At 50.0% G+C, this 26,920-nt stretch carries 23 protein-coding genes and 1 rRNA gene; 4 read left to right on the forward strand and 20 right to left on the reverse strand.

Annotated features, from left to right (window positions below; genetic code table 11):
* Positions 1-277: 277 nt before the first annotated feature.
* Positions 278-1,069: a prolipoprotein diacylglyceryl transferase gene (lgt, locus tag CSQ88_RS16965; RefSeq protein WP_099399275.1), complete on the reverse strand. Its 792-nt coding sequence runs from the start codon at positions 1,067-1,069 to the stop codon at positions 278-280.
* A gap of 248 nt (positions 1,070-1,317) precedes the next feature.
* On the opposite strand from lgt, the gene ilvD reads away from it, so the two are divergent.
* Together ilvD and CSQ88_RS16975 are read left to right on the forward strand one after the other, a co-directional pair.
* Complete coding sequence (ilvD, locus tag CSQ88_RS16970) at positions 1,318-3,177, forward strand: dihydroxy-acid dehydratase (protein WP_099399276.1); 1,860 nt, start codon at positions 1,318-1,320, stop codon at positions 3,175-3,177.
* 130 nt (positions 3,178-3,307) lie between these two features.
* Positions 3,308-3,604, forward strand: coding sequence for an MGMT family protein (locus CSQ88_RS16975; protein WP_099399277.1), 297 nt, complete (start codon positions 3,308-3,310; stop codon positions 3,602-3,604).
* A 42-nt stretch (positions 3,605-3,646) separates the two neighbouring features.
* Here CSQ88_RS16975 and CSQ88_RS16980 read toward each other — a convergent pair whose 3' ends face one another.
* From CSQ88_RS16980 to dusA, 18 genes are all read right to left on the reverse strand, one after another.
* Positions 3,647-5,608, reverse strand: coding sequence for an Ig-like domain-containing protein (locus tag CSQ88_RS16980; RefSeq protein ID WP_099399278.1), 1,962 nt, complete (start codon positions 5,606-5,608; stop codon positions 3,647-3,649).
* 390 nt (positions 5,609-5,998) lie between these two features.
* Positions 5,999-9,232, reverse strand: coding sequence for a pilus assembly protein (locus CSQ88_RS16985; protein WP_099399279.1), 3,234 nt, complete (start codon positions 9,230-9,232; stop codon positions 5,999-6,001).
* A gap of 17 nt (positions 9,233-9,249) precedes the next feature.
* Positions 9,250-9,843: a hypothetical protein gene (locus CSQ88_RS16990; RefSeq protein WP_099399280.1), complete on the reverse strand. Its 594-nt coding sequence runs from the start codon at positions 9,841-9,843 to the stop codon at positions 9,250-9,252.
* Between the two features lie 44 nt (positions 9,844-9,887).
* Entirely contained in the window at positions 9,888-11,078 is a 1,191-nt protein-coding gene (locus CSQ88_RS16995) for a PilW family protein (RefSeq protein WP_099399281.1), read from the reverse strand.
* Between the two features lies 1 nt (position 11,079).
* Entirely contained in the window at positions 11,080-11,604 is a 525-nt protein-coding gene (locus tag CSQ88_RS17000) for a hypothetical protein (RefSeq protein ID WP_143449504.1), read from the reverse strand.
* Positions 11,605-11,609: 5 nt separating this feature from the next.
* Positions 11,610-12,251: a GspH/FimT family pseudopilin gene (locus tag CSQ88_RS17005; RefSeq protein WP_099399283.1), complete on the reverse strand. Its 642-nt coding sequence runs from the start codon at positions 12,249-12,251 to the stop codon at positions 11,610-11,612.
* Between the two features lie 2 nt (positions 12,252-12,253).
* Positions 12,254-12,664 (reverse strand): type IV pilin protein, encoded by a 411-nt coding sequence (locus CSQ88_RS17010; RefSeq protein ID WP_180273702.1) that lies wholly within the window; start codon positions 12,662-12,664, stop codon positions 12,254-12,256.
* A gap of 383 nt (positions 12,665-13,047) precedes the next feature.
* Positions 13,048-16,491: a pilus assembly protein gene (locus CSQ88_RS17015; RefSeq protein WP_099399285.1), complete on the reverse strand. Its 3,444-nt coding sequence runs from the start codon at positions 16,489-16,491 to the stop codon at positions 13,048-13,050.
* A gap of 64 nt (positions 16,492-16,555) precedes the next feature.
* Positions 16,556-17,203 (reverse strand): hypothetical protein, encoded by a 648-nt coding sequence (locus CSQ88_RS17020; protein WP_099399286.1) that lies wholly within the window; start codon positions 17,201-17,203, stop codon positions 16,556-16,558.
* 13 nt (positions 17,204-17,216) lie between these two features.
* On the reverse strand, positions 17,217-18,398 hold the full coding sequence (locus CSQ88_RS17025) for a PilW family protein (RefSeq protein ID WP_099399287.1): 1,182 nt from the start codon (positions 18,396-18,398) through the stop codon (positions 17,217-17,219).
* 11 nt (positions 18,399-18,409) lie between these two features.
* Positions 18,410-18,940 (reverse strand): hypothetical protein, encoded by a 531-nt coding sequence (locus CSQ88_RS17030; RefSeq protein WP_099399288.1) that lies wholly within the window; start codon positions 18,938-18,940, stop codon positions 18,410-18,412.
* 5 nt (positions 18,941-18,945) lie between these two features.
* Positions 18,946-19,590: a GspH/FimT family pseudopilin gene (locus CSQ88_RS17035; RefSeq protein WP_180273703.1), complete on the reverse strand. Its 645-nt coding sequence runs from the start codon at positions 19,588-19,590 to the stop codon at positions 18,946-18,948.
* A gap of 13 nt (positions 19,591-19,603) precedes the next feature.
* Complete coding sequence (locus CSQ88_RS17040) at positions 19,604-20,023, reverse strand: type IV pilin protein (protein ID WP_099399290.1); 420 nt, start codon at positions 20,021-20,023, stop codon at positions 19,604-19,606.
* Positions 20,024-20,330: 307 nt separating this feature from the next.
* Positions 20,331-21,512, reverse strand: a complete 1,182-nt coding sequence (gene hemW, locus CSQ88_RS17045) for a radical SAM family heme chaperone HemW (RefSeq protein WP_374700468.1) — start codon at positions 21,510-21,512, stop codon at positions 20,331-20,333.
* A 254-nt stretch (positions 21,513-21,766) separates the two neighbouring features.
* Positions 21,767-22,000, reverse strand: coding sequence for a hypothetical protein (locus CSQ88_RS17050; RefSeq protein ID WP_099399292.1), 234 nt, complete (start codon positions 21,998-22,000; stop codon positions 21,767-21,769).
* Positions 21,997-22,614, reverse strand: coding sequence for an RdgB/HAM1 family non-canonical purine NTP pyrophosphatase (gene rdgB, locus CSQ88_RS17055; protein WP_099399293.1), 618 nt, complete (start codon positions 22,612-22,614; stop codon positions 21,997-21,999). The genes CSQ88_RS17050 and rdgB overlap by 4 nt, the downstream gene beginning before the upstream one ends.
* Positions 22,611-23,246 (reverse strand): TIGR02281 family clan AA aspartic protease, encoded by a 636-nt coding sequence (locus CSQ88_RS17060; protein WP_099399294.1) that lies wholly within the window; start codon positions 23,244-23,246, stop codon positions 22,611-22,613. Before CSQ88_RS17060 ends, rdgB begins: the two co-directional genes overlap by 4 nt.
* Positions 23,247-24,251, reverse strand: coding sequence for a tRNA dihydrouridine(20/20a) synthase DusA (gene dusA, locus CSQ88_RS17065; RefSeq protein WP_099399295.1), 1,005 nt, complete (start codon positions 24,249-24,251; stop codon positions 23,247-23,249).
* A 433-nt stretch (positions 24,252-24,684) separates the two neighbouring features.
* Here dusA and CSQ88_RS17070 point away from each other — a divergent pair, with 433 nt between their 5' ends.
* On the forward strand, positions 24,685-25,962 hold the full coding sequence (locus CSQ88_RS17070; RefSeq protein WP_099399296.1) for a hypothetical protein: 1,278 nt from the start codon (positions 24,685-24,687) through the stop codon (positions 25,960-25,962).
* Between the two features lie 16 nt (positions 25,963-25,978).
* Here the strand turns inward: CSQ88_RS17070 and CSQ88_RS17075 are convergent, their stop codons facing one another.
* The gene (locus CSQ88_RS17075) at positions 25,979-26,440 is read right to left on the reverse strand and encodes a hypothetical protein (protein ID WP_099399297.1); all 462 of its coding nucleotides are present in this window, start codon (positions 26,438-26,440) and stop codon (positions 25,979-25,981) included.
* Positions 26,441-26,828: 388 nt separating this feature from the next.
* Here CSQ88_RS17075 and CSQ88_RS17080 point away from each other — a divergent pair.
* A 16S ribosomal RNA gene (locus tag CSQ88_RS17080) occupies positions 26,829-26,920 on the forward strand; the annotation flags it as partial.

Here is a 26,920-nt window from a genome sequence, read left to right on the forward strand (position 1 = left end):
GCAAGCATTTTGCTTAAAATGGCATCTTTACGAGCCTTGGGAATACGCGACATGATAAGTAACCAGCCCCCTGAGTAAGTTGGAATCCCTGAAAAGGGAGTATCTCAACTATCCTGACACAGGGGGCCCCTGCCGATGCGTGCTTTAAAAAACATCGCAGTTTGCTAAAGCCAGGCAGAATGATGAGCGTGGGCAAGCTTTTCTTGCTTATAAGACTAAGGCGCAAAAATTGCGCCTTAGTCTGTTGCAAATGAAATGGCTCCCCGGCGTGCCTTTATTAAATATGGCGGGGCTTTTTGCTGCTCCACCAAAACAGATGTATGCCAATCAGAATCATGGGCAGGCTGAGCAATTGTCCCATCGATAAATGCAGCGCCAGATAGCCAAGGAAATCATCGGGTTCGCGGGCATATTCGGCGATGAAGCGGAATAAGCCATAGCCTGATAAAAATAAGGCAGAAACCTGGCCAGTGCGGCGCGGTTTGCCAGAATAAAGCCAGAGAATAATAAACAGGCTAATCCCTTCCAGAGCAAACTGATACAGCTGCGAAGGATGGCGGGGCAGCCCGTCGTGTGCCTGCGGGAAAATCATCGCAAACGGCATGTCTGCCGAAGTAACACGCCCCCACAGCTCGCCATTAATAAAGTTGCCCAGGCGGCCTGCAGCGAGGCCCAATGGTACCAGCGGGGCGATAAAGTCGGTGACTTGAAAAAAGCTGCGGCCGGTTTTGCGGCCAAATACCCACATCGCCACCAATACACCCAGAAAGCCGCCATGAAACGCCATTCCGCCTTCCCAAACTTTCAGAATATCCAGAGGGTGCGAGAAGTAAAAGTCAGGTTTATAAAACAGTACATAACCCAGCCGCCCACCCAGAATTACCCCCAGCACGCCATAAAACAACAGATCGTCCAGCTCTTCAGGTTTCCAGCTATTGGATTTTTTGGCGCGCATCCGGCCTAAAAACAAAAACAGCATAAAGCCGATGAGATACATCAGCCCGTACCAGTGGATACCCACAGGGCCAAGTTGGATGGCTATGGGATTAAATTGCGGATGAATTAGCATGCAAACCAGCCTTCCGATAAAATGGGCCGATTATACCCTAAGCACTTAGTCTGAATATTTCCTTTAGGCTTGCCAGCCCTGTATGTTGGAGTGACAAAATCACTTTTAACTACGCAGAGTCGATCAGCCGTTTTTATGACTGCCGTCCCGCTTTTACCCAAGCTTTGATGTGCCAAACCATAGAAGCGGCTATTCAGATATTTGAAGTTTTTTTCCTGATTGATTACTTCGCTGCAAGGATCTAAAAAATGCCTGTTTATCGCTCCCGCACTACCACGCATGGCCGCAATATGGCCGGTGCCCGCGCCCTGTGGCGTGCAACTGGCATGAAAGATGGCGATTTTGATAAGCCCATCATTGCCATTGCCAATTCGTTTACCCAGTTTGTGCCTGGCCACGTTCACTTGCATAACCTTGGCCAGCTGGTGGCCAGAGAAATTGAAAAAGCGGGCGGTATCGCCAAAGAATTCAACACCATTGCCGTTGATGATGGCATTGCCATGGGGCATTCGGGCATGCTGTACAGCCTGCCCAGCCGTGATCTGATCGCCGATTCGGTTGAATACATGGTCAACGCGCATTGTGCCGATGCGATTGTGTGTATATCCAATTGCGACAAAATCACCCCCGGCATGCTGATGGCCGCGCTGCGCCTGAATATTCCGGTGATTTTTGTTTCCGGCGGGCCGATGGAAGCGGGTAAGGTAGACTGGAAAGGCAGTGTGCGTAAGCTGGATCTGGTGGACGCCATGGTGGAAGCCGCGGACAGCCGGGTGAGCGATGAAGAAGTAGCCGCCGTAGAGCGTTCAGCCTGCCCAACCTGTGGCTCTTGCTCGGGTATGTTTACAGCAAATTCGATGAACTGCTTAACAGAAGCTTTGGGTTTATCTCTGCCAGGCAATGGCTCGATGCTGGCCACGCACGGTGATCGCAAGCAATTATTCCTGCAAGCGGGCCGTACCATTGTTGACATCGCTAAGCGCTATTACGAGCAGGATGATTATTCGGTCTTGCCGCGCAGCATTGCCACCAAGGCCGCATTTGAAAACGCCATGAGCTTAGATGTAGCCATGGGTGGCTCGACCAATACCGTGCTGCATTTACTGGCAGCGGCGTTTGAGGCGGAAGTCGATTTCACCATGCAGGACATCGACCGCGTTTCCCGTGGCGTGCCGTGCCTGGCTAAGGTCGCGCCAGCCACGCAAAAATATCATATGGAAGACGTGCACCGTGCCGGCGGTGTAATGGCATTATTGGCCGAGCTTAACCGCGCTGGCCTGATTCATGGCGATGCTAAAACAGTGCATGCACCTACTATGAGCGAAGCGCTGGCCAAATGGGATATTGTCGCCAACGATAAAGAAAGCGAAGCGCATCGCTTCTATAGCGCGGCACCGGGCGGGGTGGCGACCACCATCGCCTTTAGCCAATCCATGCGCTGGCCAGAGCTTGATCTGGACCGCGCAAATGGCTGCATCCGTAATAAAGAAAATGCTTACAGCCAGGACGGCGGTCTTGCCGTGTTATCCGGCAATATCGCCCCGCTGGGCTGTATTGTTAAAACCGCTGGCGTGGATGATTCAATCCTTAAATTCACTGGCCGCGCCCGTGTGTTTGAATCGCAAGACGATGCGGTAGCCAGCATTCTGGCCGACCAAATCGTAGCGGGCGATATTGTGGTGATTCGCTACGAAGGCCCGAAAGGCGGCCCCGGCATGCAGGAAATGCTTTACCCAACCAGCTATTTAAAATCTAAAGGCCTGGGCAAAGCGTGCGCGCTGCTGACTGACGGGCGCTTCTCTGGCGGCACTTCCGGCTTATCCATTGGTCACGTCAGCCCTGAAGCGGCCGATGGCGGCTTGATTGGCCTTGTGCATGAAGGCGACACCATTGAAATCGACATCCCACAGCGCAGCATTCGCCTTAGCGTGGATGATGCAACGCTGGAAAACCGCCGTGCAGAAATGGAAGCGCGTGGCAAAAACGCGTGGAAGCCAGTCGATCGTCAGCGCTATATCTCACCAGCGCTGCGGGCTTACGCCGCCATGACTACCTCTGCCCATACTGGTGCGGTGCGTGATGTCAGCCAGGTTGAACGCAAAGGGTAATACTCAGGATTCAGTCCTTACTGAGCGCCTTAAGAAAAGTGCGCTGAAAGAGAAAAACCAAGCTGCAATGGCTTGGTTTTTTTCCGTGTGCGTAATTTTTTAGCAATTCATTTATTTTGAAAAGGCCACTATGAGCGCCATTGCAACCGCCATCCGCCGCGTCGTCACCTGCATCCCGTATGGAAAAGTCGCCACCTACGGCCAGATCGCCAGGCTGGCGGGCTACCCAAACCATTCCCGCTTTGTTGGCCGCTGCCTGGATGCATCCGTTCCCTGGCAGCGAGTCATCAACGGCCAAGGCAAAGTCAGCCCGCGTGGGCTGGATGGCAATGATGACGAACAACGGTTTTTACTGCAGTGCGAAGGCGTGGAGTTTGGAGAGGGCGGGAAGATTGAATTAAAGATTTTCTTGTGGGATGGGGAATGAAAAACCCCCACCTGATACAGGTGGGGGTAATGATTGGCAGAATTAGTTTGGATTAGTGCAAATAGAAGCAGTACCAAATGGGCTTGTCTCTCCCGGTGGTGGGACTTTGATATCGTTGTAGTCTTTAGCTACGCCAGGCAAACTAAACACTGCTGCATTTGAATACTCACTTCCTTCTACTCTGATAGTGGCCTGAAGTTTTACTATTGCCCAGCCAGAGTAGTTTTTTCCATAGAGTACCTTGATGAAAGCGCTGCCTGTTTCATCTGTCTTGACTGTGTTGCTGGATGGGTTAAGCGCATCGTAGACTGTTGCAACAAAACCTGGCTCCAGGGTGCCATTACCGTTGCCATTGCCATCTGAAGGATCATCTTCACCCGGGTCAAGAATACCGTCATTATTCTTATCTTCACTCAGGCATACTGCAGATGGGTGTTGTTTCCAATAGTCGGGTTTTCCATCACCATCGCTATCGCCATCCGGTTTGTAAATCCCTTTTAAGTACTTTGTCGGAATAGCCGCGAGCGTCACTTGTACGCCTGCAACTGGGTTACCAGCTGCGTCAGTGACAATTACGCTGTAAGGAGTAATGTTTTGAGTTGTGTTTTTATCTTCAATTTGGTTACCAGTACCTAAACGGATAAATAATGACTTACCGCCAACGGTCACCTGAGTTTTTGCAGTAACTGAAGGGTTGTTTGCCAGTGTGGCTGTAATGGTTACACCATCTTTGGCGCTGCTGCTATTGCCTGCCGTGTAATTGGTGCTGGTTTGACCCGAGCTGTTAGTGATACCGCTACCAATACTAAGCCTGCCGCCTGTTGGGTCAACCAAGTTGAAATTGACGATTTGGTTTTTTACTAAGTTACTGGAGGCATCCCGGACAATGGCGTTGATGGCTGTGCTTGCGCCTGCACGAACAACCGTTGTATCTGGCTGAACGACCACTTTACTTGGGGCAGTGGCAACAAACTCAACATCATAGTTGTTGCTTATACCGCTGGCTGTTGCTGTGATTTGTGATGCACCAGCTGTTGTGCTGGTGATTGTTACTGATACTTTACCATTTGCATCAGTCTTACTTGAGGAGGCCACTAAATTGCCACGGGTTACTGTGAACGATACAGGCACATTGCTTTGTGGTACGCCAGCAATTGAATACAGCAGGTCAAGTTTAACAAAACTATCCAGATTCACTTCTGCGGGGGTTTTGCCAAAATTTACGGCACCTTGTGAGGCAGAGCTGGGTGTTAAATCAAAAGTATTATTGCTAATTGAAATATCTAATGTTGCTGATTCACCAAGAGCCGTGGTCTTAACAACATCAGCACCCGCTTTAATGGCTTGATATGTGATTGTGGCTTGCCCGTTATCCCCTGTTGTTGCTTCAGTTGCTGCGACACCATTGACTTTGAATGTATTACCCAAGGTAGAAGCTAATGCTACTTTTTGCCCTGCGACGCCTTTACCTGCAGCATCTTTCAAACTAATTGTCAGCGAGCTTTCTTTATTCAGGACAAGAGAGTTACTGCCGTTAAGCGTGATTTTTGTCCCGCTTACAGTAATGGTTACTTTCTCTGATATGGCACCAGATGTTGCTTTGACTGTAATACTTCGGCTGGATTGATCACTGCCTGTGGTGACATTGGCTGTCGCACTGCCTGTCTTATCTGTGAGGCCAGCATTCAGTACTGCAATTTGTGCACTGTCCTGAGTACTAAAAATGACTGTTTTTCCTTCCAGCACAACATTATTAGCGTCTTTTACCCTGGCGGTAATAACTACAGGGGTGTTGCCATCAGAGGCAAGGTTAGGCGTACTGGCCAGCACTTCTATTTTTGCAGCAACACCCGATGCGTTAGGAACAGGCGTTGGCGTTGGTGTTGTGGATGAACTATCCCCACCAGATGATCCATTGCAAGCCGTCAACATAATCGTTGCCAGCAGCAGCAGCCCACCGGCGACTTTTCTCGCGGCTTTGCCGTTGAAGTTTATTCGTTCCACTGCATACTCCTTTACTTTTTTTTGGGGGGGGCAGTTTTGCCCAATAGATTGACACTTTTAAACCGATATAGATAGATTAAACGATATTGATTGCAATATAGCAATCTTCGTAAAAAATTTTATCCATGCTGAGCAATTTAATTTTTTGCTTAACTGTGTGGTTTTTGCTTATGAAAGAATTGATTTGTTTTAGTATGTATGATTGAGTACGAGGTGGGGTAAAAAAGCAATTAGGTCTAGGGCTTAGAAAGTGTTGTGGAAATAAGATTTCGAATTATTTATGTTTATATTTGGTCTAAGGTTATTTGATTATGGTTTATAAAGAGTGTTGTTGTTTTTTTAGTTGAAAATGGTGAGCAATGCCTGCTCACCATTCTAGGTTTTAAGCTATTAGTTCACAATCTCTGTCCACGCTGAGCGGCGACCTCTTAAATCTGGCCTGAGAAGTGCTTTCCCGTGTTCTGGTGTGCCATCTGGTTTGATGTCGAGGCTATCGTCTTTTTCAGTGATTACACTCGGGATTTGCTTTTGATCATCAAGCATAATGCCGTTTACATCGCTGCCTGTATTGATAGACCGGTCAAATTTCGGATTAGCACACATCCAATTGCTGCTGATTTCCAGTGGCAATAAATATTCTCTGCTGAGCCCGCCCGCTTCACATGCATCTCCACCCGGAATAGAAGTAAAGAAGCGTGCTTTTTCTCCTCGTGGCAGCGGATCATTCGCCAGGCGTTCTTTGTTGATGAACATATTGGCGCGCCAGCCCCTGGTTCTTTTATTGCATTCCAGCAGCGCCGCAGGTGTATCAAGCGCTCTGCTGTCGCCTTTGCGGGTTAACTGGATGTCATTCCCATTTTTTTCAAATTGCAGCTCGTTCAATGCCGCAGAGCTGCGTAAGGCAGTAAATGCAGGGTCGATAATGCTGGCGCTTGGATCAACTAACAGGCCATAAAAAGTATGGGTATCGCTGTTGGCAATATCGGCCTGATTTAAATAGCGCCCGGTTCCAAAGGTTACATAGTGCATGGCTTCGTTAGAAGTGTTTTTGTATTCTGTAGCTTTAACCACAGGGGCTGTGGTGATCGCTTGTGGCGCCTGATCAAACCCGGTTTTAGCAACTAGGGCACCGCTGCCATCTTTGGGATTAAAGCGCCATAAATTGCCCGCTAAATCACCTGCGTAGGCCATTAAAATGGTGTCATCAACGTTTCTGTTTTCAAATAAAACGCCAATTTTAGATAAACCACACAGGCCGGTATTGTTGCTGCAGCTGCTGGTGAAGGTGTTATCCAGCACCCCGGTTGCAGCATTTAAGGCAAAAATATAGCCTTTATTGTCTGCATTGTCGTAGCCGCTGCTGAGTAAGACTTTCCAGGTGTTGTTAACCTTTCCTACAACAGGAAAGCCATAGGTATTGCCAAGACGTGTGTCACTGAAGCTCCATAAAAGGGTTGGTTTTGTGCTTGGGTCGGTGATATCCAGCGCATAGTATTCACCGCCACCACCACGCAAGCCGCCAATCAGGATTGTTTTCCATGCATTGCCTACTTTGATGTCGGCAATGGTTGGTGCACCATCAACAAAGTATTTGAAATCATTTGTGTAGGCACGCTCTGCCTGTTGCCAGAGGCGTGGAATAACGGTTGGAGGAACAAAAGCCCATTTTTCATCCCCGGTTACGGCGTCAAAGGCATGCAACATGCCATCATTGGCCGGGGCGTATACCATGGCCTTTCTATTGGCATTGCTGCGTACAAAATCGGCATAGCCTGCATCGCTGTAGGCTTTGTTTGGTTTTTTTACATAGCTAACGCCACCATGAATGACTGAGCCTAAAAAGCCTGTACGTACACGGTATAAGGAGTTTGGATCTTTTGCATCCGGCTTGATCTCATTGCTTTTATCGCCACGCAAATAATTAATCAGAGCACTGGCCGTATTTTGGTTAAGTTGTGCGGAATTAAGTGTGCCATTGCTGGTTTTAAGCGCATTAACGCCTGCGGCCATGGCACTGCGAAGCGCACTGTTTTGGTCGTTAAAATCCGTAAGTGTGGTGCAGGCACCAGGCGTGCAGGTATAAATCTTCCGGTTCGCATGACCCAGCACCCCTAGTTTGGAGTTTGCAGACCAGGTAACAGCTTCTAATGCACTGGTTTCCAAGTTGAGGGTGCGTGCTTGTACATCTCCGGTCCAGCTGATGGTTTTAAAAGAACTGGAATAAATAGAATTATCCCCTTCGCTCATAAACGAGCTGGAGACATCGGACGATCCCACCGAGGCTGTTTTAGCCTCAATATCGCTAAGCGCTTTAGAGATCCCTGCCGCTACGGCATTTGGGTCTTTGGCGCTGAAGTACTCACCGCCGCCATTTACGGCTGCATGCCATAAATCATCGATGGTGGTCAGAGTGTCACCAACTACCTGCGGCCAGGGCACGCGTTTATTCGTTAGTGGTTCGTAGTCGCTTCTTTTTAGCTGGCCATCCATACCCAAGCCAAGCGTATAGGTGCGCATTATTTGACGCCCTTGGGCGCCACCCGCAAAGGCTTCTACCCCTGGCACGTTATTAGCCATATTGCTGCGAATATCATTTTTAAAGTAATACATGGCCACGTCTGCCAGTGTTTCACTTGTATTGGTGTCATCCCTCATTGGGTATGGAATATTGCTGGCGTTATCTTGCTTGCCTATGCCCGCATTATTGCCCCTGTTCCAGTAGCCATCGGTAGTGAGAATGGTGAAATTCTGCTGGCAGGTGTATTGCATTGGATCATTTACACCAGTAGGGAGCTGGCCGGAGTAGATTTTCCCAGTTGCATTAAGCGCGGTTTTAAGTGGCGTTCCACCTCCCGGATAAGTGCCATAGAGCATGGCATACCAAGCTGCTTTTTGAGGATTGGCATAGTTATTAATATTAAGATAGCGATCGCTGCTGTAGTAACCACTGGTTAGATTATTGATGGAAGAAAATCCTACGCGATAGCGGTCGCCAATGCTGGAAAAAGCCGCGCCAGCACTGGATTTCATCATCAAAATACGTGTACGGTAATAGCTAAACCAGTTGGCAAAGTTTTGTCTTTCTGCCGCTGATTTTGCGCTACCGTCTTGCGGGATAACTACTTTTTCCCAATCAGAGCCGGGCCAATTTAATGCCTGAGCACATTGATCCTCAGATGGTGCTTTGGCCGGTTTAAAGTTCCAATAGAACGCTGCTTCTCTGCTTGAATTACCATTGTTTGCACCGCTAACTTTGTCGTAGGCAAAAAAATCACGGCTCAGGTTGTAAGTTGCAGTGCTGCCGCTGCTAAAGCCGTCATACCATGCTGCAGTAAAGCTGGCATTCGGCATATCCGTGCCATTGGCATTTTTAGGTGCCAGATAGGTGGTCTTGGGGTTGTAATACACGCCATTGCAAGATGAATTATAGTAGCCAACGCTATTGCGCCAATGAATAACGCTGTCGGGCATAAAGCTCCATGCCATAGAGCCTGAGTCATCAATAATAAACATAACGTTCGGTTTGATATCACCCACGCTCAGCGTAGAGAGCGGTTTGTCTGCCGTTTGGGCTGCCCAGCTATTAAGGCTGATGCTTAGAATACTGAGTGCAATAATTTTCATGGTTTTACCTCAAATGCTTAGAACAGCGTGGCCTGATAAAAAGTGACAGTGTCTTTGGGGCCTTCGATTCTTACGGTTATTTTGTAAATCATTTGATACTCGGAATTACCCTCTGGCTCATTCGGTGACATCTTTTGCAGGTCGCAACCGCTGCGGTTTGGGGTTTTTTGCCCCGCCGTACTGCAACTGCGCTGAATAAAATAGGCTGCTCTGTATCCATTGGCATTGAGCGCTTCATTTCTTTTTGCCTGAGTAAGTGGGGCGTTTCCGGTTTTGGGATTGGCCCAAACCCAATTAATGCCGCCTGCCCATGCATTGCCGGCAATGGGGTTGGCGGTGTTGGTCGGGCTGTAGCCATTGGTGTCGGATGCACTGTTTAGCTCTGTTGGCGCGACCCGGGATCTGTCTACCAGCCAGAAGCGCGCCTTTTCCAGTGCCACATCCGCTGCTGCGGTTGTGCCCTGGCGCAGGGCCAGATTATTTGCAATCTGGTTGCTGCCTATCATTGATCGGACAAGGGCAATGGCTGCTAATGTCATCACCACCAGTACGATCAGTGAAATCAGCAGTACCAGCCCTTTTTGTCTGTTTTTCAGAGCTTGAGATGGCATATATGCTCGTTTATTAATGGGTTTCACAATATTGGGCACCTGTTTTACGGCGCTGCCGTGCTGATTAAATTAGGCTGATTGGCAAACTTCTGATTGCGCAGCGGCACCACGGTTTCGTGCACGGTGTAGTGGTAGCACTGCCAGTTGGTATCACTGGGCTGAGCATTGCCGGGCTTGCTGAATGCACCACCTGCCCATGAGAATGTGGCGCCGCTTGCCGTTGTACTGCAGCTGCCATCCCGTTTGGGTTTTTCGGGATAGTTACTACGCACCAGTACGCCATAGCGAATCGCGATCAGCTGTTGCCATCCCAAAAGGGTTGTGGGGGTTGTATTGCTCCAGCTGCTGACGTTATTAGGAATGTTGTCGCCATCTGTATTGGTATCAAAGCCATATTCTGCTTTTAGCTGGATGACATTTTCTGTTGTGATGTTCCAGCTGCTTTCATCGATGGCTTTATCTTTAGGCACATCCATGCTGATCAGGCTGCCATCCGTTTTATTGTCCGCCTGGCTGCATTGATTGGGGTTGCCTGCTAAATATACGCAGTAGGTGCGGCGAACCATCGTGCCAAAGTTAAATAAGCGCGTGGTGTTCATTGGCAGCGATGCCGGGAAAGGCTTGTTTAATGAAGTGCCATTCCAAAGCGCATTGGCGGTATGGCGCAGTAAAAAGTCTTTACCTGTTGAGGCGGGCGTACCTGTGCCGGTGCAATCGGCATTGGTGCAAGTTACCTGGAATAAAGGGCAGGCGGTTTGTGCCTGCTTGCCCGGATCAGGCCATACCACAACTAAATCTCCGGCCCGGTACTGGCTTGCCAGTAAGATATTGACGAATTGATCATCATTATTGGTGTGTGTCGTTCCATCACCAAACAGGGCTGGCATGCCCGCTGCTGGTGAGGTGCTGTACAAAATGGTAATCTGATCAGAGCCACCCGCTACAGATGTGATGCTTACAGGCACAAGCGGGAAGTTTGTGTAATTGGTATTTTGCGAAACCACATTACAGTTCAGTGCGCGGTTTGAGCCTATGCCGTAGCCTGCACGCTCCAGTTCTTTTTGGATTTGCATAATGGCAATCCCGCCACTGCTTTGAGCATTGCCATTGCCCAGGGTAGAGCGGCGAAAACCTTCACTGGTATTAAAGGTCTGGTAAATAGCAAGAGAAGCCAGTAGTGAAATCACAATGGCAACCATGATTTCGATCAGGCCAAAGCCATAAGAGGGGCGCATCTTATAGTCCACAGCGTATATGCTCCGTATCCAAAGGGTCTTTGGTTTCTAAAATGGTGGGAATATCAATCACGGTAGTGGCTTCATTCATGCCCTCGTTTTTACCAGTAGCGACCCCGGTTTTGGCACCATTTGGTGTTGGCCAGTTAATGCTGATCGTTACCTGGCGTGAGCAAGGGGTGCTGGTGGCAGGGATGTTTTTTTGAACAACTACTGTGCAAATAGCGTTTTTCAGGTTTTTATCGACTGCGCTTGCCCAATCCTTGGCGTTCGCAGAGGCCGGGGCTGCACTCTCACATTTGGTTCTTGCAATGGCAAAGCTGTCCAGTGTCGATACATTGCTGCGCATTTCGCCGTCTAATCTCTGGATTAACTGTGTGGCGGTTGTTCGGGAGCTGCTGCTCACCGAGTGCCGCATGGCATTGGCCTGGAGTGCGCTGATGGCCAAAATGCCAAATGAAAAAATACTGATGCCAATTAAACACTCAAGCAGCATCGATCCCCGCTGGGAATAAAGAATAGTCATGGGGCTTACCTCGAGCAGCTGGCTGGATTTTTTTTCGGGGCATCAGGCAGGCAAAGCTGCGTATTGCCGCCTTCATCAACTCGCATGCAAATTCTTGCCGGGTTTTTTACGATGTTGTTATCGTCAGCGGGCTTGTTGCAGTCTGCTACGGCCGATTTATCTTGGCTGACAATCAGCAGCAAAGACTGATCAGCCCGGCCAAGTGCGTCAAAACGGATTATGGATTGATCTGCGGTGAGCTTAAATTGAGCAGAGTTTCCTTCAGCAACCGTTTTGCCTTCAATAAAGGGGTAGTTGCTTTTGTTTGGCGCAGCGGTGGTGAGATTGACACAGGCAGGGCAGGCACGGATCAGCCAGGCCGTGCCATCCACGCTGGGGCTCACATTATTGGCATTGCGATTGGTGGCTGCAACGGCGTCATTTGTAAGAATCAGCTCAACATAGCCATTGCGTTTAATCGCCTCTGCACGGGCTAGCTGCACGGCGCTTTGGAATGATTCGGCATAGGTTCTAAGCTGCGTGCTGCGTACCCAGTCCTGAAAAGGCGGGCCTGCCAGCGATAATAAAATGCCAAAAATAAGCAGCGTGATCAGGATTTCGACCAGCGTAAAACCCCGCTGATTACGTTGAGGAAAATGTAAATCCATGATCAGCAGCCAGACTTTTTGCTGACCCAGCAGTTGTCAGGTTTTGGCCAGCCGCTGGGTGCTGCGGTGGTCGCTTTTATGCCCTGATCATCCAGCGTAAAGGTAAAGCCCGCTGTTTTTCCGCTGCCTGTGGCGATAATGGTAAAGCTTTCTGCTTCCTGGGGATTGCAACGGATGCTGAAGCTTTCTGATGGTTGGGCGTCTCTTTTGCAATCAAAGGTTTTATATGTGTGATTGTTCATATAAAACTGTTCAAGTTGTGTTCGCGTCTCACTGAGCTTGCTCTGGGGTTCTACCAGGCGGCTGCGGGTGACGTAATCGTTGTAGCTGGGGATGGCGATAGACGCCAAAATGCCGATAATCGCTACGGTGATCATGACTTCGATAAGGGTAAAACCGGCTGAAACTCGCATTATTGCTCCTACTGTATTTGAGGGCATAATGCTTACAAGTTGACCATTTATCCAGTAGGCTAAAATGCCTATGGATTTTGATCATCGGTCAATATTTATGGACGAACGGTAGTTGTGGTTTTGAATTGTGGGTTTTAAACGATTATTTGATGAATATGGCTGCAAAACAGGGAAATATATGCGGGGCACTGCTTTGGGAATATTAAGCTTTACATGATAAATATCATTAAATTCTAATGTTTGTTGCTTAAAAACCACGTATAAAAAAATAATTCGTTGTTGAATTCTTGCAGCTAACGGCCTGATAAATTAGGGTCTTATGACTTAGAATATCAAACCGCCGTACCGGCCCTGATGTAAGGGGCCGGTACGGCGGGCCTGGCTTAGCGCAGAATTTCACTCCATGAAGAGCGTTTTCCTTTCACCTGAGTATTGAGCCTTGCCGAGTCAACAGAGCCTGTGCCATCTGCATTGACTTTAATACTGTCAAATTTAGACGTTGTAATTGAAACCCGGCGTGATGGGTCATCGGATAATTTGCCATCCGAATTTTTGCCTACGCTGATAAATACATTGGTTGATGGATTGGCGCATAACCAGTCTTTGCTTAAATTAAGCGGCATTTTGTATTCGCGGCTGATCCCGCCTGGTGTGCAGGAATCTGCACCAGGAACAATCGAGCTGAATACGCCATAGGTATCAAAAGGAAATGGGTCATTAGGAATTCGTTCTTTACTAATGGGCAAATCAGCCCGCCATCCTTTTGTGCTGTTTTTGCAGCTGGTTAGATCAGTGCCTAAGGCGGAATTAGCTGCTCTTTTTAAAGTAATCGTATCAAAATTGCCATCGCCATTACTAAAGTCACCCGCTACAGAATTAGGGCAGTTATTAGATAAGCTGGTGCCATCAATACCATCCAGCGTGCTGACTGTGCCTCCCAGATTGTCTTTGATAGTTTTGTCGCAGGTTTTATCAATCACTAATTCAATTAAAGAACCGGATGTACCTAAATTATTAAAGGCAGAGTCAATAGCGCCTAAGCTGGGGTCTATTAATAAGCCATAAATGGTTTGTGTATCGCTGTTGCTCATATCGTTTTGATTTAAAAAACGCCCCGTTCCAAAGTTCACATAATGGGCGGGAATTCCACTGCTGTTTTTATATGCCGGCATTTCTTTAATCAGCGGGGCCGAGCTGATGGGCTGGCGCAATGCGCTGGTGCCTGTGGTTGCTGCTAATACGCCATTGCCTTGTGCGCCCGCCACATCAAAGCGCCATAAATTACCGGCTAAATCACCTGCATAGACCATTTTGATGGTGTCATCGACATCCGGCTCAGTAAATAAAGCGCCAATTTTGGATAATCCACATGTGCCATCGGTGGCGGTGCAGGTGGTGGTAAAGGTTTTTTCCAGAGCGCCGGTATCAGCGTTTAAGACAAAAAGGTAGCCCTTGTTATCGCTATTGTCATAGCCCGCTGTGAGCAATACCTTCCATTGGCCTGCTATTTTACCCACTACCGGAAAGCCGTAGGTTTTACCAAGACGGCTGTCTTTAAAGCTCCAGAGGGGGGCGGCCGGAACGGTTGCGGAAGGGTTGGTGATGTCAATGGCATAGTACTCGCCGCCACCGCCACGCAATCCGCCCACCAGAATGGTTTTCCAGCTGCTGCCATTATTTATATCGGCAATGGTGGGTGATCCGTCTACAAAATACTGGAAGTTGCTGTCGTAGTTTCTGTCGGCTTGTTTCCACAGGCTGGGCAGCAGGCTGGGAGGAATAAACGCCCATACTTCCTGCCCTGTTGCGGCATCAAAGGCATGCAGCATGCCATCATTGCCCGGGGCGTAAAGCATAGCCCGGCGGCTTAAGTTGGTACGCGAAAATGCGCCATAGCCGGAATCCGGATAAGCTTTTTCGGATTTTTTAACATAGGTCACACCGCCATGGATAATCGCACCAAGGATTTTGGTACGCTGGCGAAAGAGCGCCGTAGTGGCTGCTAAATCAGGGGCTGAAGTGGTGGGCTCATTGCTTTGATCGCCCCGCAGGAAATCAACCAGTTTAGTGCCCGTAATGGCCGTCTGCTGGGCTGCGTTCAGTGAGTTTGCTGTTTTTAAGCTGGTTACTCCTGCCGTAATGGATGCATTGCTGCCATAGGTTGCGGCGTCAAAAGTAGTGAAGCTGGTGCAGCTTCCTGCGCAGGAGTAAATCACCCGAGGGTTACTGCTTAAATTGCGGGTGGCGAGTAAATCTTGGGCAGACCAAAGAGCTGTGGTGGTAAAGGTTGAGCTGCTTACATCAACAGTTCGGGCCGCTACATCGCCGGTCCAGTCGCGCGTTTTATAGCTGCTGTTGTAAACCTTATTGTCTGCTGCCGTCATAAACGCGTTGGATACATCGGGCGCGCCCACCGATCCCAGCCTAGAGCTGATATCGTTCAGAGCACTTTTCAGGCTGGCTGCCACGGCATTAGGGTCTTTGGCGCTAAAATATTTGCCTCCGCCATTCACCCCCGCATGCCATAAATCATCAATGGTGGTTAATTGATCCCCAACCACCGTTGGCCAGTTTTTTGTGCCATTTTTAATGCCCACAAAATCATTGACGCTGCTGTCTGTATTGGTTTCGTAATCATCCACATAATTGAGCGTGCCATCCATCCCCAGGCCTAAGGTATAGGTACGCATCATTTGCCTGCCTTCAGGGCCGGTATCAAATGCAGGAATGCCTGGCGCATTATTGGCCATGCCCGTGCGTAAATCGGTTTTAAAGTATTTCATTGCCACATCGGCCAGATTATTAGATTGGCCTGCTCCGTCGTACATGGGCCTTGGTACGCCGGAGCCGGTGTCCTGATTGCCTACAGAGACGCTGTCGCCACTGGCATTCCAGTAGCCGTCGGTGGTTAAAATTTCAAAGTTTTGCTGGCAGGTGTACTGGATAGGGTCGGTTACCGCGCCTTTATTGCCTGCATAAATCTCCCCAACGGCTTGTAATGCTGTTTTTAAAGGCGTACCACCGCTGGGAGGAACGCCAAAAAGCATGGTGTACCAGGCACTTTTTTGTGTGCCGTCGAAATCAGAAATATTTAAAAATCCTGAGCTGGCAAAGTTATTCGAAGACAGTCTGCCTATCCGTGAAAAGCCAATGCGGTAGCGGCTGTCCATATCCGCAAAAGCAAGGCTGGCACTGGATTTCATCATCATGATACGGGTGCGGTAATAGCTAAACCAGTTGGCAAAATTTTGTCGTGCAGCCACCGATGCCGCGCTGGCATCACTGGGGATTTTTGTTTTTGTCCAGGAGCCGGTTGTGAGCGTGCTGGTTGATGAGGGCAGCGATGTATTGCATTCCGTATCCGGTGGTGTGCTGGTGGAATAAGTCCAATAAAAAGCCGTTTGTAGCGGTGCGTTGGCACCGCCGGTTACATTGTCATAAGCAAAAAAATTGCTGGATAAATTATAGGTGCTGCTGTTATTGGGGCCGCCCGAGGTGCCTGTATTAAATCCGTCATACCATGCAGCCGTGTAGCTGGCATTGGCTTTACTTGTGCCGTCGGCATTTTTTGGGGGGAGGTAAGTGGTGGCCGGGTTGTAATACACTCCATTGCAGTAGGAATTGTGATAACCCACTTTGGTTCGCCAGTTGCTCACGCTATCTGGCATATGGCTCCAGGCCATCGAGCCGGAATCATCAATTGTAAACATAATATTGGGCTTTACATCGCCGGTGGTTAAGGTTGACAGCGGTTTATCAGCCGTTTGTGCGGCAAAGGTGCTGACGCTAAGGCCAAGCCATCCCAGGGTAAACAGATTGAGTTTCATGATGCTTGGTCCTTAATAAAAACGGCTTGAGTGCCGGGCTGCCGGGTGAAACTTGTTGTGTGGCTTAATAAATAGAGGCCTGATAAAAGCTGACGGTGTTTTTAGGGCCTTGAATTCTTACCGTAATCAGGTAATTCACATTAAAAGATGTTTTTTCTTTCAGGCAATTGGGGCAGGCTTTCACCAGATTGCAAGGGTTGCCCGTAGCCGCAACGGTATCAATCACCAGTGTGGGGGCAGCGGCGTTGCTGCAGCTGCGCTGAATTAAATAAGAAGCACTGAAGCCATTCAGGTTTGTGACTGTGGCCGTACTGGTGGCCTGTGGCATAGCGGCGGGCGTGCAGGGTTTGGGAGTGCAGGTGGTGGCTACCCAAACCCAGTTGCTGCCTGCCCGCCACTGCGTGCCGTCATTCGGGTTAATCGGGCTGACGGTGTTGGTGGCGCTATAGCCATTGGCTGCAGAATCCGCATTTAATGTGGCGGGTGATGTGCCGGAGATGGCAATCAGCCATTGGCGTGCTGTTTCAAGCGCCACATCGGCAGCGGCTGTGGTGCCCTGGCGCAGCGACAGATTATTGGCAACCTGAGTGCTTGTAGTGATGGATCTGATCATGGCGATACCCGCCAGGGTCATAATCACCAGCACAATCAGAGAGATAAACAGTACCAAGCCTTGTTGGTTGCTTTGGGCAGGAATACGTGGCGTGCTCATGCTGTCGTCTTCCTTAGAGATTAGTGGTGGGCTGATTGAGCAAAATCTGATTGCGCAGCGGTACTACGGTTTCATGCACGCTGTAGCGGTAGCATTGCCAGTCGGCATTGGTGGGCTGGGTAAAAACATCTGCACCTGACCAGCCTAAGTAGTAGGCCGCAGTGGTGAGGGTAAACGCATCACTGGGCGTGGCGGCGGTGTAGTTATTTGCGCTGTCGTTAACGCAGGTGCCAGCCCGGTTGGGTTTTTGCGGATTACTGGCGCGTACCAGCACGGCATAGCGGACGGCCAATACCTGCGCCCATTGGGCCGGGGCGGCTTTTTGCCAAGTATCAACGTTATTTGGAATCGCATCGCCATCCACATTGGTATCCAAACCGTACTCGGCTTTCATTTGAATCACATTTTCTGTTACAACTTGCCATGCGCCATCGGCTGCAGCCGTTGCATCCAGTGCATCTGCGCTCAGCAGCGAGCCGTGGATTTGGGTGCCGGCCCCCGCGCAACCATTGCTGTTGCCACTGAGATAAACGCAGTAAGTGCGCCGGGTGAGCTGGCCAAAATTATATAAACGCGTGATTTTGCTTAAAGCCGCCGGGAAGGGGGAGTTAAGCGTTGCAGAGTTCCAAGCATTTGCTGCATTGCCAATGGCAAAACCATCGGTTGAAGCGGGTGTTCCGGCGCACGGCGTGGCATTGGTGCAGGTCACCTGAAACACCGGGCAATTGGCCAGCCCCGATTGCCATGCAATTACCAGATCATTGACGGCCATGCTTTGCCCGCCTAAAACATTGGCAAATTGAGTATCGGCATTGCCGTGCTCAATATCGGCCAGCTGGGCCACCTGTCCTCCGCCAATAATGCTGCTGCCATATAAAAACGTGAGGCTGTCTGATGTGCCCGCGCTCTGGATTAACACCGGGATAAGCGGAACATTATTCAGCGCGGCTACCCTGGAAACCACATTGCAATTAAGTGCACCCGCATCCCCAATGCCCAAGCCGGATCGTTCTGCATCTTTTTGTATCTGCATCACGGCAATCCCGCCATTGATTTGCGCGCCTGAGCCGCCCATGCTGTTGCGCCGGTAGGCCTCATTCACACCAAAAATTTGATAGATAGAAATCATGGAAACCAGTGCAACAACCACTGAAACCATGAGTTCTACTAAACCAAAACCGCTGGACTGGCGCATAGCATGTCTCTTTAGTTATTGCACAGAGTGCCGTTAGGGGTGTCGCTCCACACCGTCTGGATATCAGCCACATTGGTGGCAACATTCATTTGCCCGCCGCTGATGTCTGTAACGCCGCTGGCACCGGTCAGATCGCCACGCCGTACTGGCCAGGAAATGGTCACGGTGGCCCGGCGAAAGCACCGGATCGTGCGCCCGGCTGCGTTATCGTTATCAATCACCACGCTACAGGTGGCGCCTGGCAGCTGCGCGGCAACGGCTCTGGACCAAATTCCCGCAGTGGACGTTGCGGCGGCAGATGTGCAGCTGGTCATCCGGAAACTGTCTAAATTGGCTGTGCTTGGATTCACCCTCATCAGGCCATCAATTCTTTGCATCAATTGCATGGCAGATGTGCGTGAAGAGGTGCTGGATACATGCCGCATTGCGTTGCCTTGCAGGGCCAGAATAGACAGCACGCCAAATGAAAATATCGTAATGCCTACCATGGCTTCCAGCAGCATGGAGCCGCCTTGCTTAATGCGGGAATGCTTATAAATCATGGCCTCTAGCTCCTGGCACAAGAACTGGGGTGGGTTGCCGGCGCGTCGGGCAGGCACATTCTGGCGTTACCGCCCCGGTCTAAAACAACACAAACTCTGGCGGGGTCAGTTACCGGCCCCGTGCCAGCCAAACTGCACGATGCAGGGGTTGCCGCTGCTGCGGTATCGGCCACAATTAAGTTAAATGCGGCATCGGCCCTGCCTAAGCCATCAAAACGAATTAATCCGGCGCTGGCATTGAGTGCAGGGGGATTACTGCTACCGCCTTCTGCCAGCACTTTTCCGCCAATAAAGGGGTAGGTTTCTGCTGCCGTGGCTGCGGTTGTGATATTGGCGCAGGTTGTGCATTCACGGATCAGCCAGGCTGTGCCTGTTGCGGAAACCGTTACCGCATTTGCGTTTCTGGAGCCATCAGCCCCAACCGCACTATTGGTTAACACTAGCTCTACATAGGCATTGCGATTAATGGCCTCGGATCTGGCTGTCTGAACTGCCGTTTGAAAAGATTCGGCAAAGCTGCGCAATTTAGCGCTGCGTACCCAGCCTTGAAACCCGGGCATGGCAATCGCGGCCAGTAAGCCAAAGATAACAAGCACAACCATAACTTCTATCAGGCTGAAACCATGGTGCTTTTGTGGGAAGGAGTTCATTTTGCAGGCTCGCCTAACAAATATTCGGTTTTCTGCTGACCCAGCAATTATTGGGAGAAGGGTTAGACCAGCCAGCTGCCGCAATTGCCGAAGTCTTTTGGTTAAGGTCATCCAGCGTGAAGCTGAACCCGGTCATTTTATTGGTGCCCGTTGCGGTGATCGTGAAGGTATTGGCCGTTTGCGTGGTGCAGGTGATGCCAAAGTTTTCATTCCCCACTGCGGCCTGTGTGCAGGTGAAGCCAACATAGGTTCTGTTGTTTACAAAAAACTGCTCCAGCCGCACCCGGGTATCACTGAGCTTGCTTTGTGCCTCTACCAGGCGGCTGCGGGTGACATAGTCGGTGTATTGAGGAATGGCGATTGCGGCCAGAATGCCGACGATGGCAATGGTGACCATGACTTCAATCAGGGTAAATCCGTGTGGGTTTCGCATATCCGCCTCGTTTGCCTTAGTCGATTTGCTTTATTTGCTTGTTATTCCTATGGAATATTAATCAGCATTCAATGATTTAGCTAAAGCATGCGAGCAGCGGGGGATTTTTGAGGTTGAGTGGTTGGCTTTGCCGTTAATCGGCAGTGAATGGTAAATAAAAAAGCCCCCTGCGGAGAAAGGCAGGGGGCTGGTGATGGCAAACTAAAAACAAATGGCTTCGTTTATAAAATGGCTTTTCTCCGTGAAACACGAAGTTCTCTGGGGCGAAGTGTTTCAAGATCTTGTTATTGACGCGTAATAGCCTTGTTTAAGGCAAAAACCGCTCCAGCAGCGTATTTAAAAAACGCTGGCCGCGTAATGTGGGCTGGATATGATTAAGCTGGCGCTCTAATAATCCATCGGCCACGGCGCGTTCAATCTGGTGAATGACTTTAGTCAGCGGCAAGCCGGTGCGCTCTTCAAACAGGCTTAAATCAAAGCCGCCGGTCAGGCGCAGGGCGTTGAGCATAAATTCAAACGGTAGCTGCTCTAAAGTAATTTGCTCTGTCGTCTGGATGGCCGAACCCGAAGCCATTTTTTGCAAATATTCGGTCGGCTGTTTATAGCGCATCTGGCGGATGATTTTATCGGGGAAGCTGATCTTGGCATGTGCCCCCGCACCAATCCCCAGGTAATCACCAAACTGCCAGTAATTTAAATTATGCTTAGCCTGACGCTTAGGCTGGGCAAAGGCGCTGGTTTCGTAATGCTCAAAGCCTGAGGCGGCCAGCTCCGCTTCAATCGCATCCGACATATCGGCGCTGCAATCTTCATCCGGTAAGGCAGGCGGGTAGCGGTGGAACAGGGTATTGGGCTCTAGTGTCAGGTGATAGGCCGAAAGATGCGTGGATTTACAAGCAATGGCAGTGCGAATATCCAGCAGCGCCTCGGCCAGTGTTTGCTTAGGCAGGGCATACATAATATCCAGATTGAAATTATCAAAATGCTGATGGGCAATCTCGATGGCGCGATGGGCTTCTTTATCATCGTGCACACGGCCCAGCGCTTTAAGATGCTCAGCATTAAAGCTTTGAATACCAATCGATAAGCGCGTGACGCCTGCGGCGCGGTAGCCGGCAAATTTTTCGCTCTCGAAGGTGCCGGGGTTGGCTTCCAGCGTGATCTCGGCATCGGGGTGCAAACGCACGCGGGCGCGAATCCCTTCCAGCAATTGATTAATCGCCTCGGCAGAAAACAGGCTTGGCGTGCCGCCACCCATAAAAATACTGGTAATCGGCCTGCCCCACATCAGCGGCAAACAGGATTCCAAATCGGCCAGCAGGGCGGCAATATACTGCTGCTCTGGCAGCGCGCCTTTTTGCGCGTGCGAGTTGAAATCACAGTAAGGGCATTTTTTAATGCACCAGGGAAAGTGGATATACAGCGCCAAAGGCGGTAAGGCAGAAAGCGCCCAGTTAGCTTTGCCGATGGGCATGGAAATCGATTGCATGGTGTTCACTTCTTATGTGGGGCGGGGTATATCTTGATTAAGCTAAACCTTGCACCTCAGAGAGCACTGAGGACACAGAGTTTCACAGAGAAAGCATAGGAAATTGATTTGAATGATGCTTAGCCAAAGCGTCCAAAAAAAACAATCATTCTTTATTAAAAAGTGAAGAGTGGTTTTCTCCGTGTAACTCTGTGCTCTCTGTGGCATCGCGGGCTCAAGATTTGGGTTCTTTGGCTCTGATAATTTATCAATCGTTATTTCTGATACGGGTTATTCAGCTCATCCACCAGCCTGTGCAGCACGGCTTTGATCTGGGCTTCTGATACTTCCATCAGCAGCCCGTCTTCCAGCAAATCCTGCGCCATTTGTTTTAGCTCATCCAGATTCTCATTCATCACTTTTACTTTTTCGGTGCAAGAGACCACCGATTCATCGTCTCTAAGCCATGTGGCCCAGCGGGTTTCGCCTTGATTGACTGCCGCGCTCATAAGCCTGTTTCCTGCAATTTAGCGATCAATTCCCGCAAGGCTTTGCCTCGATGCGAGATCTGGCTTTTTTCTTCCGCGCTGATTTCGGCGGCTGTTTTGCCAAACTGCGGCAGCAAAAACAGCGGATCATAGCCAAAACCTCCCTCACCCCGGCTGATTTCAAGGATTTCTCCCTGGCAAATGCCGTCGCTAATCAGCGGCTGCGGGTCATCCGCATGGCGCACCAGTACCAAGGCGGCATAGTAATAAGCGCTGCGATCCGCCTGCCCGGCAAGGCTCTCGACTAATTTCTGATTATTGCGCGCATCCGATTTGGGCTCACCCGCAAAGCGGGCCGAGTACACACCCGGTGCGCCGCCCAGTGCATGCACACAAAGGCCGGAATCATCGGCCAGTGCAGGCAGGCCGGTAATCCGGCTGGCGTGGCGGGCTTTTTCTAAGGCGTTTTCAATAAAAGTGTGGTGCGGCTCTTCGCATTCGGCCACGCCCAGCTCGCCCTGCGGCACAATCTGGATATCCAGCGCGGCAAACAGGCGGTTAAATTCTTTTACCTTACCGGCGTTATTACTAGCTAAAACGATGATCTTTCGATTTGTATCTAGGGGACTCGTCATTGGTAATTCTTCTTTTGTAAGATAAGCAGCTCTTGCTCGCGCTTCATTTGAAAGCGATTCAAAACACTATTGCCAATTAATAAAGGGCCGTTGTCCTGATCGCGCACACTGGCTTGCACATTATTCAGCAGCAGGGAGCCAATTCGAACCTGTGCAATCGTAATCTGCCAGGATTTAATGATGCCATTGGCTGTTTGTGTGCGGGCCTCGACACCTTGCTTGTAATCCACACCCATATTGCTGGCCAGATTACGTGGCATAGATAAAAAGCTGGCACCAGTATCAATAATGCCGCGCTGGCTGATGCCACGCACGGCAATATCGGCATAATAATGGCCTTGTGCATCCGGGCTTAGCGTAAGGCTGCCTGCGCTGTCACTTTCTGCCCTGGTGCTGGCGATATAACCTTGGCCCAATAAAAGCTGACGCTGGCGTGTGCCTATCATTACAGTCGCTTGCTCGCTGCTCACTGCCAGCAATTTGACCTCGCCCATTTGCTCACCAATTGCCAAGGTCTTTTTTTGCCCGTCAATCAGCAAAATGCCCTTATTGCCCATCGCAGCCAGCAGCGTTACTTCGGTGGCGAATGCGGGCGGGATCATCAGTGTCAGTAAAAGGGCGAGTCGCTTCATTTAAGGGTGGCCTTTAGTTACTTCACGCAGGGCGTTTTCAATCAGTTGGAAGTCAGCGTCTTTAAGCAATTTGGAATCAGACAACATCCGTCGCCAGGTTCTGGCTCCTGGCTGATGCTGAAATAATCCCAGAATATGGCGGGTGATTAAGCGAATCGGCAAGCCCTGCGCCATTTCGGCCTCAATAAAGCGTCGCATTGCGTGCATCACTTGCACGCGGGAGGCAGTATGCGCTGCGCCGCCGTAAAATAACTCGTCTACCTGCGTCAGTATCCAAGGATTATGGTAAGCCTCGCGCCCCACCATCACGCCATCCAGATGCTTTAAATGCTCTGCCGCCTGCTCATGCGTAGTAATGCCACCATTTACAATGATTTCTAAATGCGGGAAATCCTGTTTTAACTGATAAGCATAATGATATTTAAGCGGCGGAATCTCGCGGTTTTCTTTAGGCGACAAGCCTTTTAAAATCGCATTACGCGCATGCACAATAAAAGTATTACAGCCTTCATCAGCCACCGTGCCTACAAAATCGCGCACAAAGTCGTAGCTTTCTTCATTATCAATACCGATACGATGTTTGATGGTGACATCAATATCCACCACATCTTTCATCGCCTTTACACAATCCGCCACCAAACGCGGCTCTGCCATCAGGCAAGCACCAAACGCCCCATTTTGCACCCGCTCGGAAGGGCAACCCACATTTAGATTAATCTCGTCATAGCCCCAGCTCTCGCCAATCCTGGCGCAAGTGGCCAAAGCCTGCGGATCAGATCCACCCAGCTGCAGAGCAATCGGGTTTTCAATCTCATCAAAATTAAGATGCCGCTGTTTATCCCCATGAATAATCGCCCCGGTCGTCACCATCTCGGTGTACAGCCAGGTGTGCTTGCTCAGCAGTCTTGCGAAATAACGATAATGGCGGTCCGTCCAGTCGAGCATCGGGGCGATTGAATAGCGGCGGCTGGGTTGAATGTCTGTAACTGCTTGCTGTTCTTGCATATTTTTACTTCTACTTTGATGTGCTGATTCATCATGGCGGATCGTTTCCCTGGCTGGTAGCGCTTATTGCTACACAGGACGGTAAACAGCAGCACCAAGGTGCTGGTTTGCTGTCTGGAAAAAATGAAAACCACAATTTAAAGAAAGGCTATTGGCCGCATTGTCCTATTTGCGGTGGGGTGGGGTCAAACTTGGTGGTCTGATAGGTCTATTTTTAAACGGCACTGGCAGGGGAAAAACTTCATAAGTCAGTAACACACACAGCGCATAGAGTGTGAATACCGGATGATAGGAGGGGCTATTGGACTGTGTGCTTTGCAGTATGTTGTTTTGGCAGATGATCTAATTGATCTGGATTGCTGGTGATTATTACTTGGGTAATGTGCTCATATTCTGTACGGTTTACGTTTCTATTTCTGTGCATTGGCCTGTTATGTCTTTGTATAAACTCTGCTTTTTTTGGGGCCTTGCTTCTTCTCAAGCCTTGGCCGCGCATTATCAAATCTCGGTTTTTCCTGATACTCCCACGCAATTACAGGCCACTTTGACTGATTTTCCAGCCAGCACTCAGGATAGGGTGTTGCGTTTGCATGGGGTGGGCAGGGGCTTGGTTTCGCAGTTGCTGGTGCCTCATTGTGTGAATCAGCCGCTGGTTTCGCCAAAGCCTGGCGAGTGGGTGTTGCCTGCGGGCTGTAACAAAGTGAGCTGGGGGATTGATGTTCAGCCTGCCCCAAGTGCCGGGGTGGATTCTTCTGAGCAAAAGAGCGTTTATTTTCAGGATAAAAAATGGTGGCTGCTATCCGAGCCTACTTCTTTATTGCGCTTAGATGGTCAGTTTGAAGATACATTGAGTATTGTAGGGACGGATTTGCAGCAGGGGTCTATGTCGGCGGGTTCAGGGCAATGGCGCGTGCCGGCTAAAGGTGCGCCAGAATATTATGCATTTGGTCATTTGGCTTTAAGCCAGCAGCAGCTTGGGCCGTTTAGTGTGGATTATGTGGCCGATGATGCCGCTGAGGTGGCCAGTCTGCAGCTGCCCGCGCTGCATGCCGAGGCGCTGCGTTATCTGGGCGCAATCCTGCCCCCGGCTAAGGACCTCGCGGCAAAAGATCGCCATCTTTTTGTGTTGTGGCTGGGCATAGATCATAAGAAAGGCCGCGCTGGTGGTGCTGCGGGGCATCGCTCGTTTTTGGCTAATTATATAAAAGGGGCTGAAAACACGGAGGCTAGCACCGCGCTCACTCTGATGATTCTGGCCCATGAGCAGTTTCACCAGCTGGCGGCGATGTCGCAGACGCATAAAGTGAAATCGCCAACCTGGGCTGGCGAGAGTCTGGCGCATTACTATGGTTTAAAAACCTTGGCCAAAAGCCAGCTGCCAGAGGATGTGGTCGCTAGGTTGCGCGGGCATTTTATCCAGCCGGGCAAAGTGCCTGAACAGGGTCTACTTGCCTTAGAGCGCCAATATCAGCAGGGTGATCGTAGTGTTTATCCGCTGTTTTATGCTCAGGGGGCGACGTTTTGGGCAGAGGTGGACGGGCTTTTGCAAGCAGCCAGCCATCATAAACGCAGCCTGGATGATTTTTTACCCCTCTTGTTCGCTCATGATTTTACTCAGGCAGGGCAATTGCCCCCTCTGTTTGTATCGGAGCTGCGCCAGGTGCTGGGGGGGGATTTGGATGCCGTGCTGGTGAAATACCTTGGCAAGTAAAAACGGGCGCTTGGGTTTATTTAGCCAGCTCCAGCTCATCCAGGCCAAAAAAGCGTTGCTTGCGTTTGATTAAGTCCATCGCCAGATGCAGCGTTTCAGTGCTGTGCATCAGTTCTAATGTGTGATGAAACATTCCGGTTTTGTGCATATTAAGCACCCCATCCACACAGCGATATACGCGGCGGCGGGATTCTTCCACTTCGTCAAATTGATGCACCCAGTCGCAGCCTTGCTGCGTGGCGTATTTGTCGCCAATGGCCAGAGCCAGCAGCGTTTTCAATTCACCTATATATAGTGTCTCCCATGCCGATCCAGCTGCGGCGGTCAGGCCGGTGATTTCCAATACAGATTTGTCATCGGCTAGATTAAGGTGTTGCAGGCTGATGAGCAGCGCGGCGCATTCGGTCTCATCCAGCAGCTGGAGTCTTAATATAGCGGTGCGGATTTCATTGCAACTGCGCTCAGTTTGCTTAGGCATAGGGTGCTCTGTTTTAGGGGAAATAGATCAATCGGCAGCTAATTTACAGGGTGTTCCCAAAGCCTGCTTTAGGAATTTTCTGGCAGTGCAGCATGCTGGCGCTTGCGGTTTCAATTTCTGGCTATTTAAAATCATATACTTACCGTATTAGACTGGTTTTATCGTAAGTAGGGTGTTGACCTAAATAGCTTAGCCCCGTATATTTCGCTTCCTCGCTGCAGCGCACACGGAAACGAAGTGATGCAGATAGCGAGCCGATCTTTAAAAAAATACAGTCGATGAGTGTGAGTGCTTGATTCGGAAGCGAAACAAGTGCTTACATGAGTAAGGCGTAACCAGCGATGGTTGCGCTAAATAAAGTAAGCCAGTAAGTACTAGCTTAGCGATTAAACTAAAGAGTTTGATCCTGGCTCAGATTGAACGCTGGCGGCATGCTTTACACATGCAAGTCGAACGGTAACAGGGTGCTTGCACCGCTGA

This window comes from Iodobacter sp. BJB302 (assembly GCF_002735645.1).
In the GTDB taxonomy this organism is placed as follows: Bacteria; Pseudomonadota; Gammaproteobacteria; order Burkholderiales; family Chitinibacteraceae; genus Iodobacter.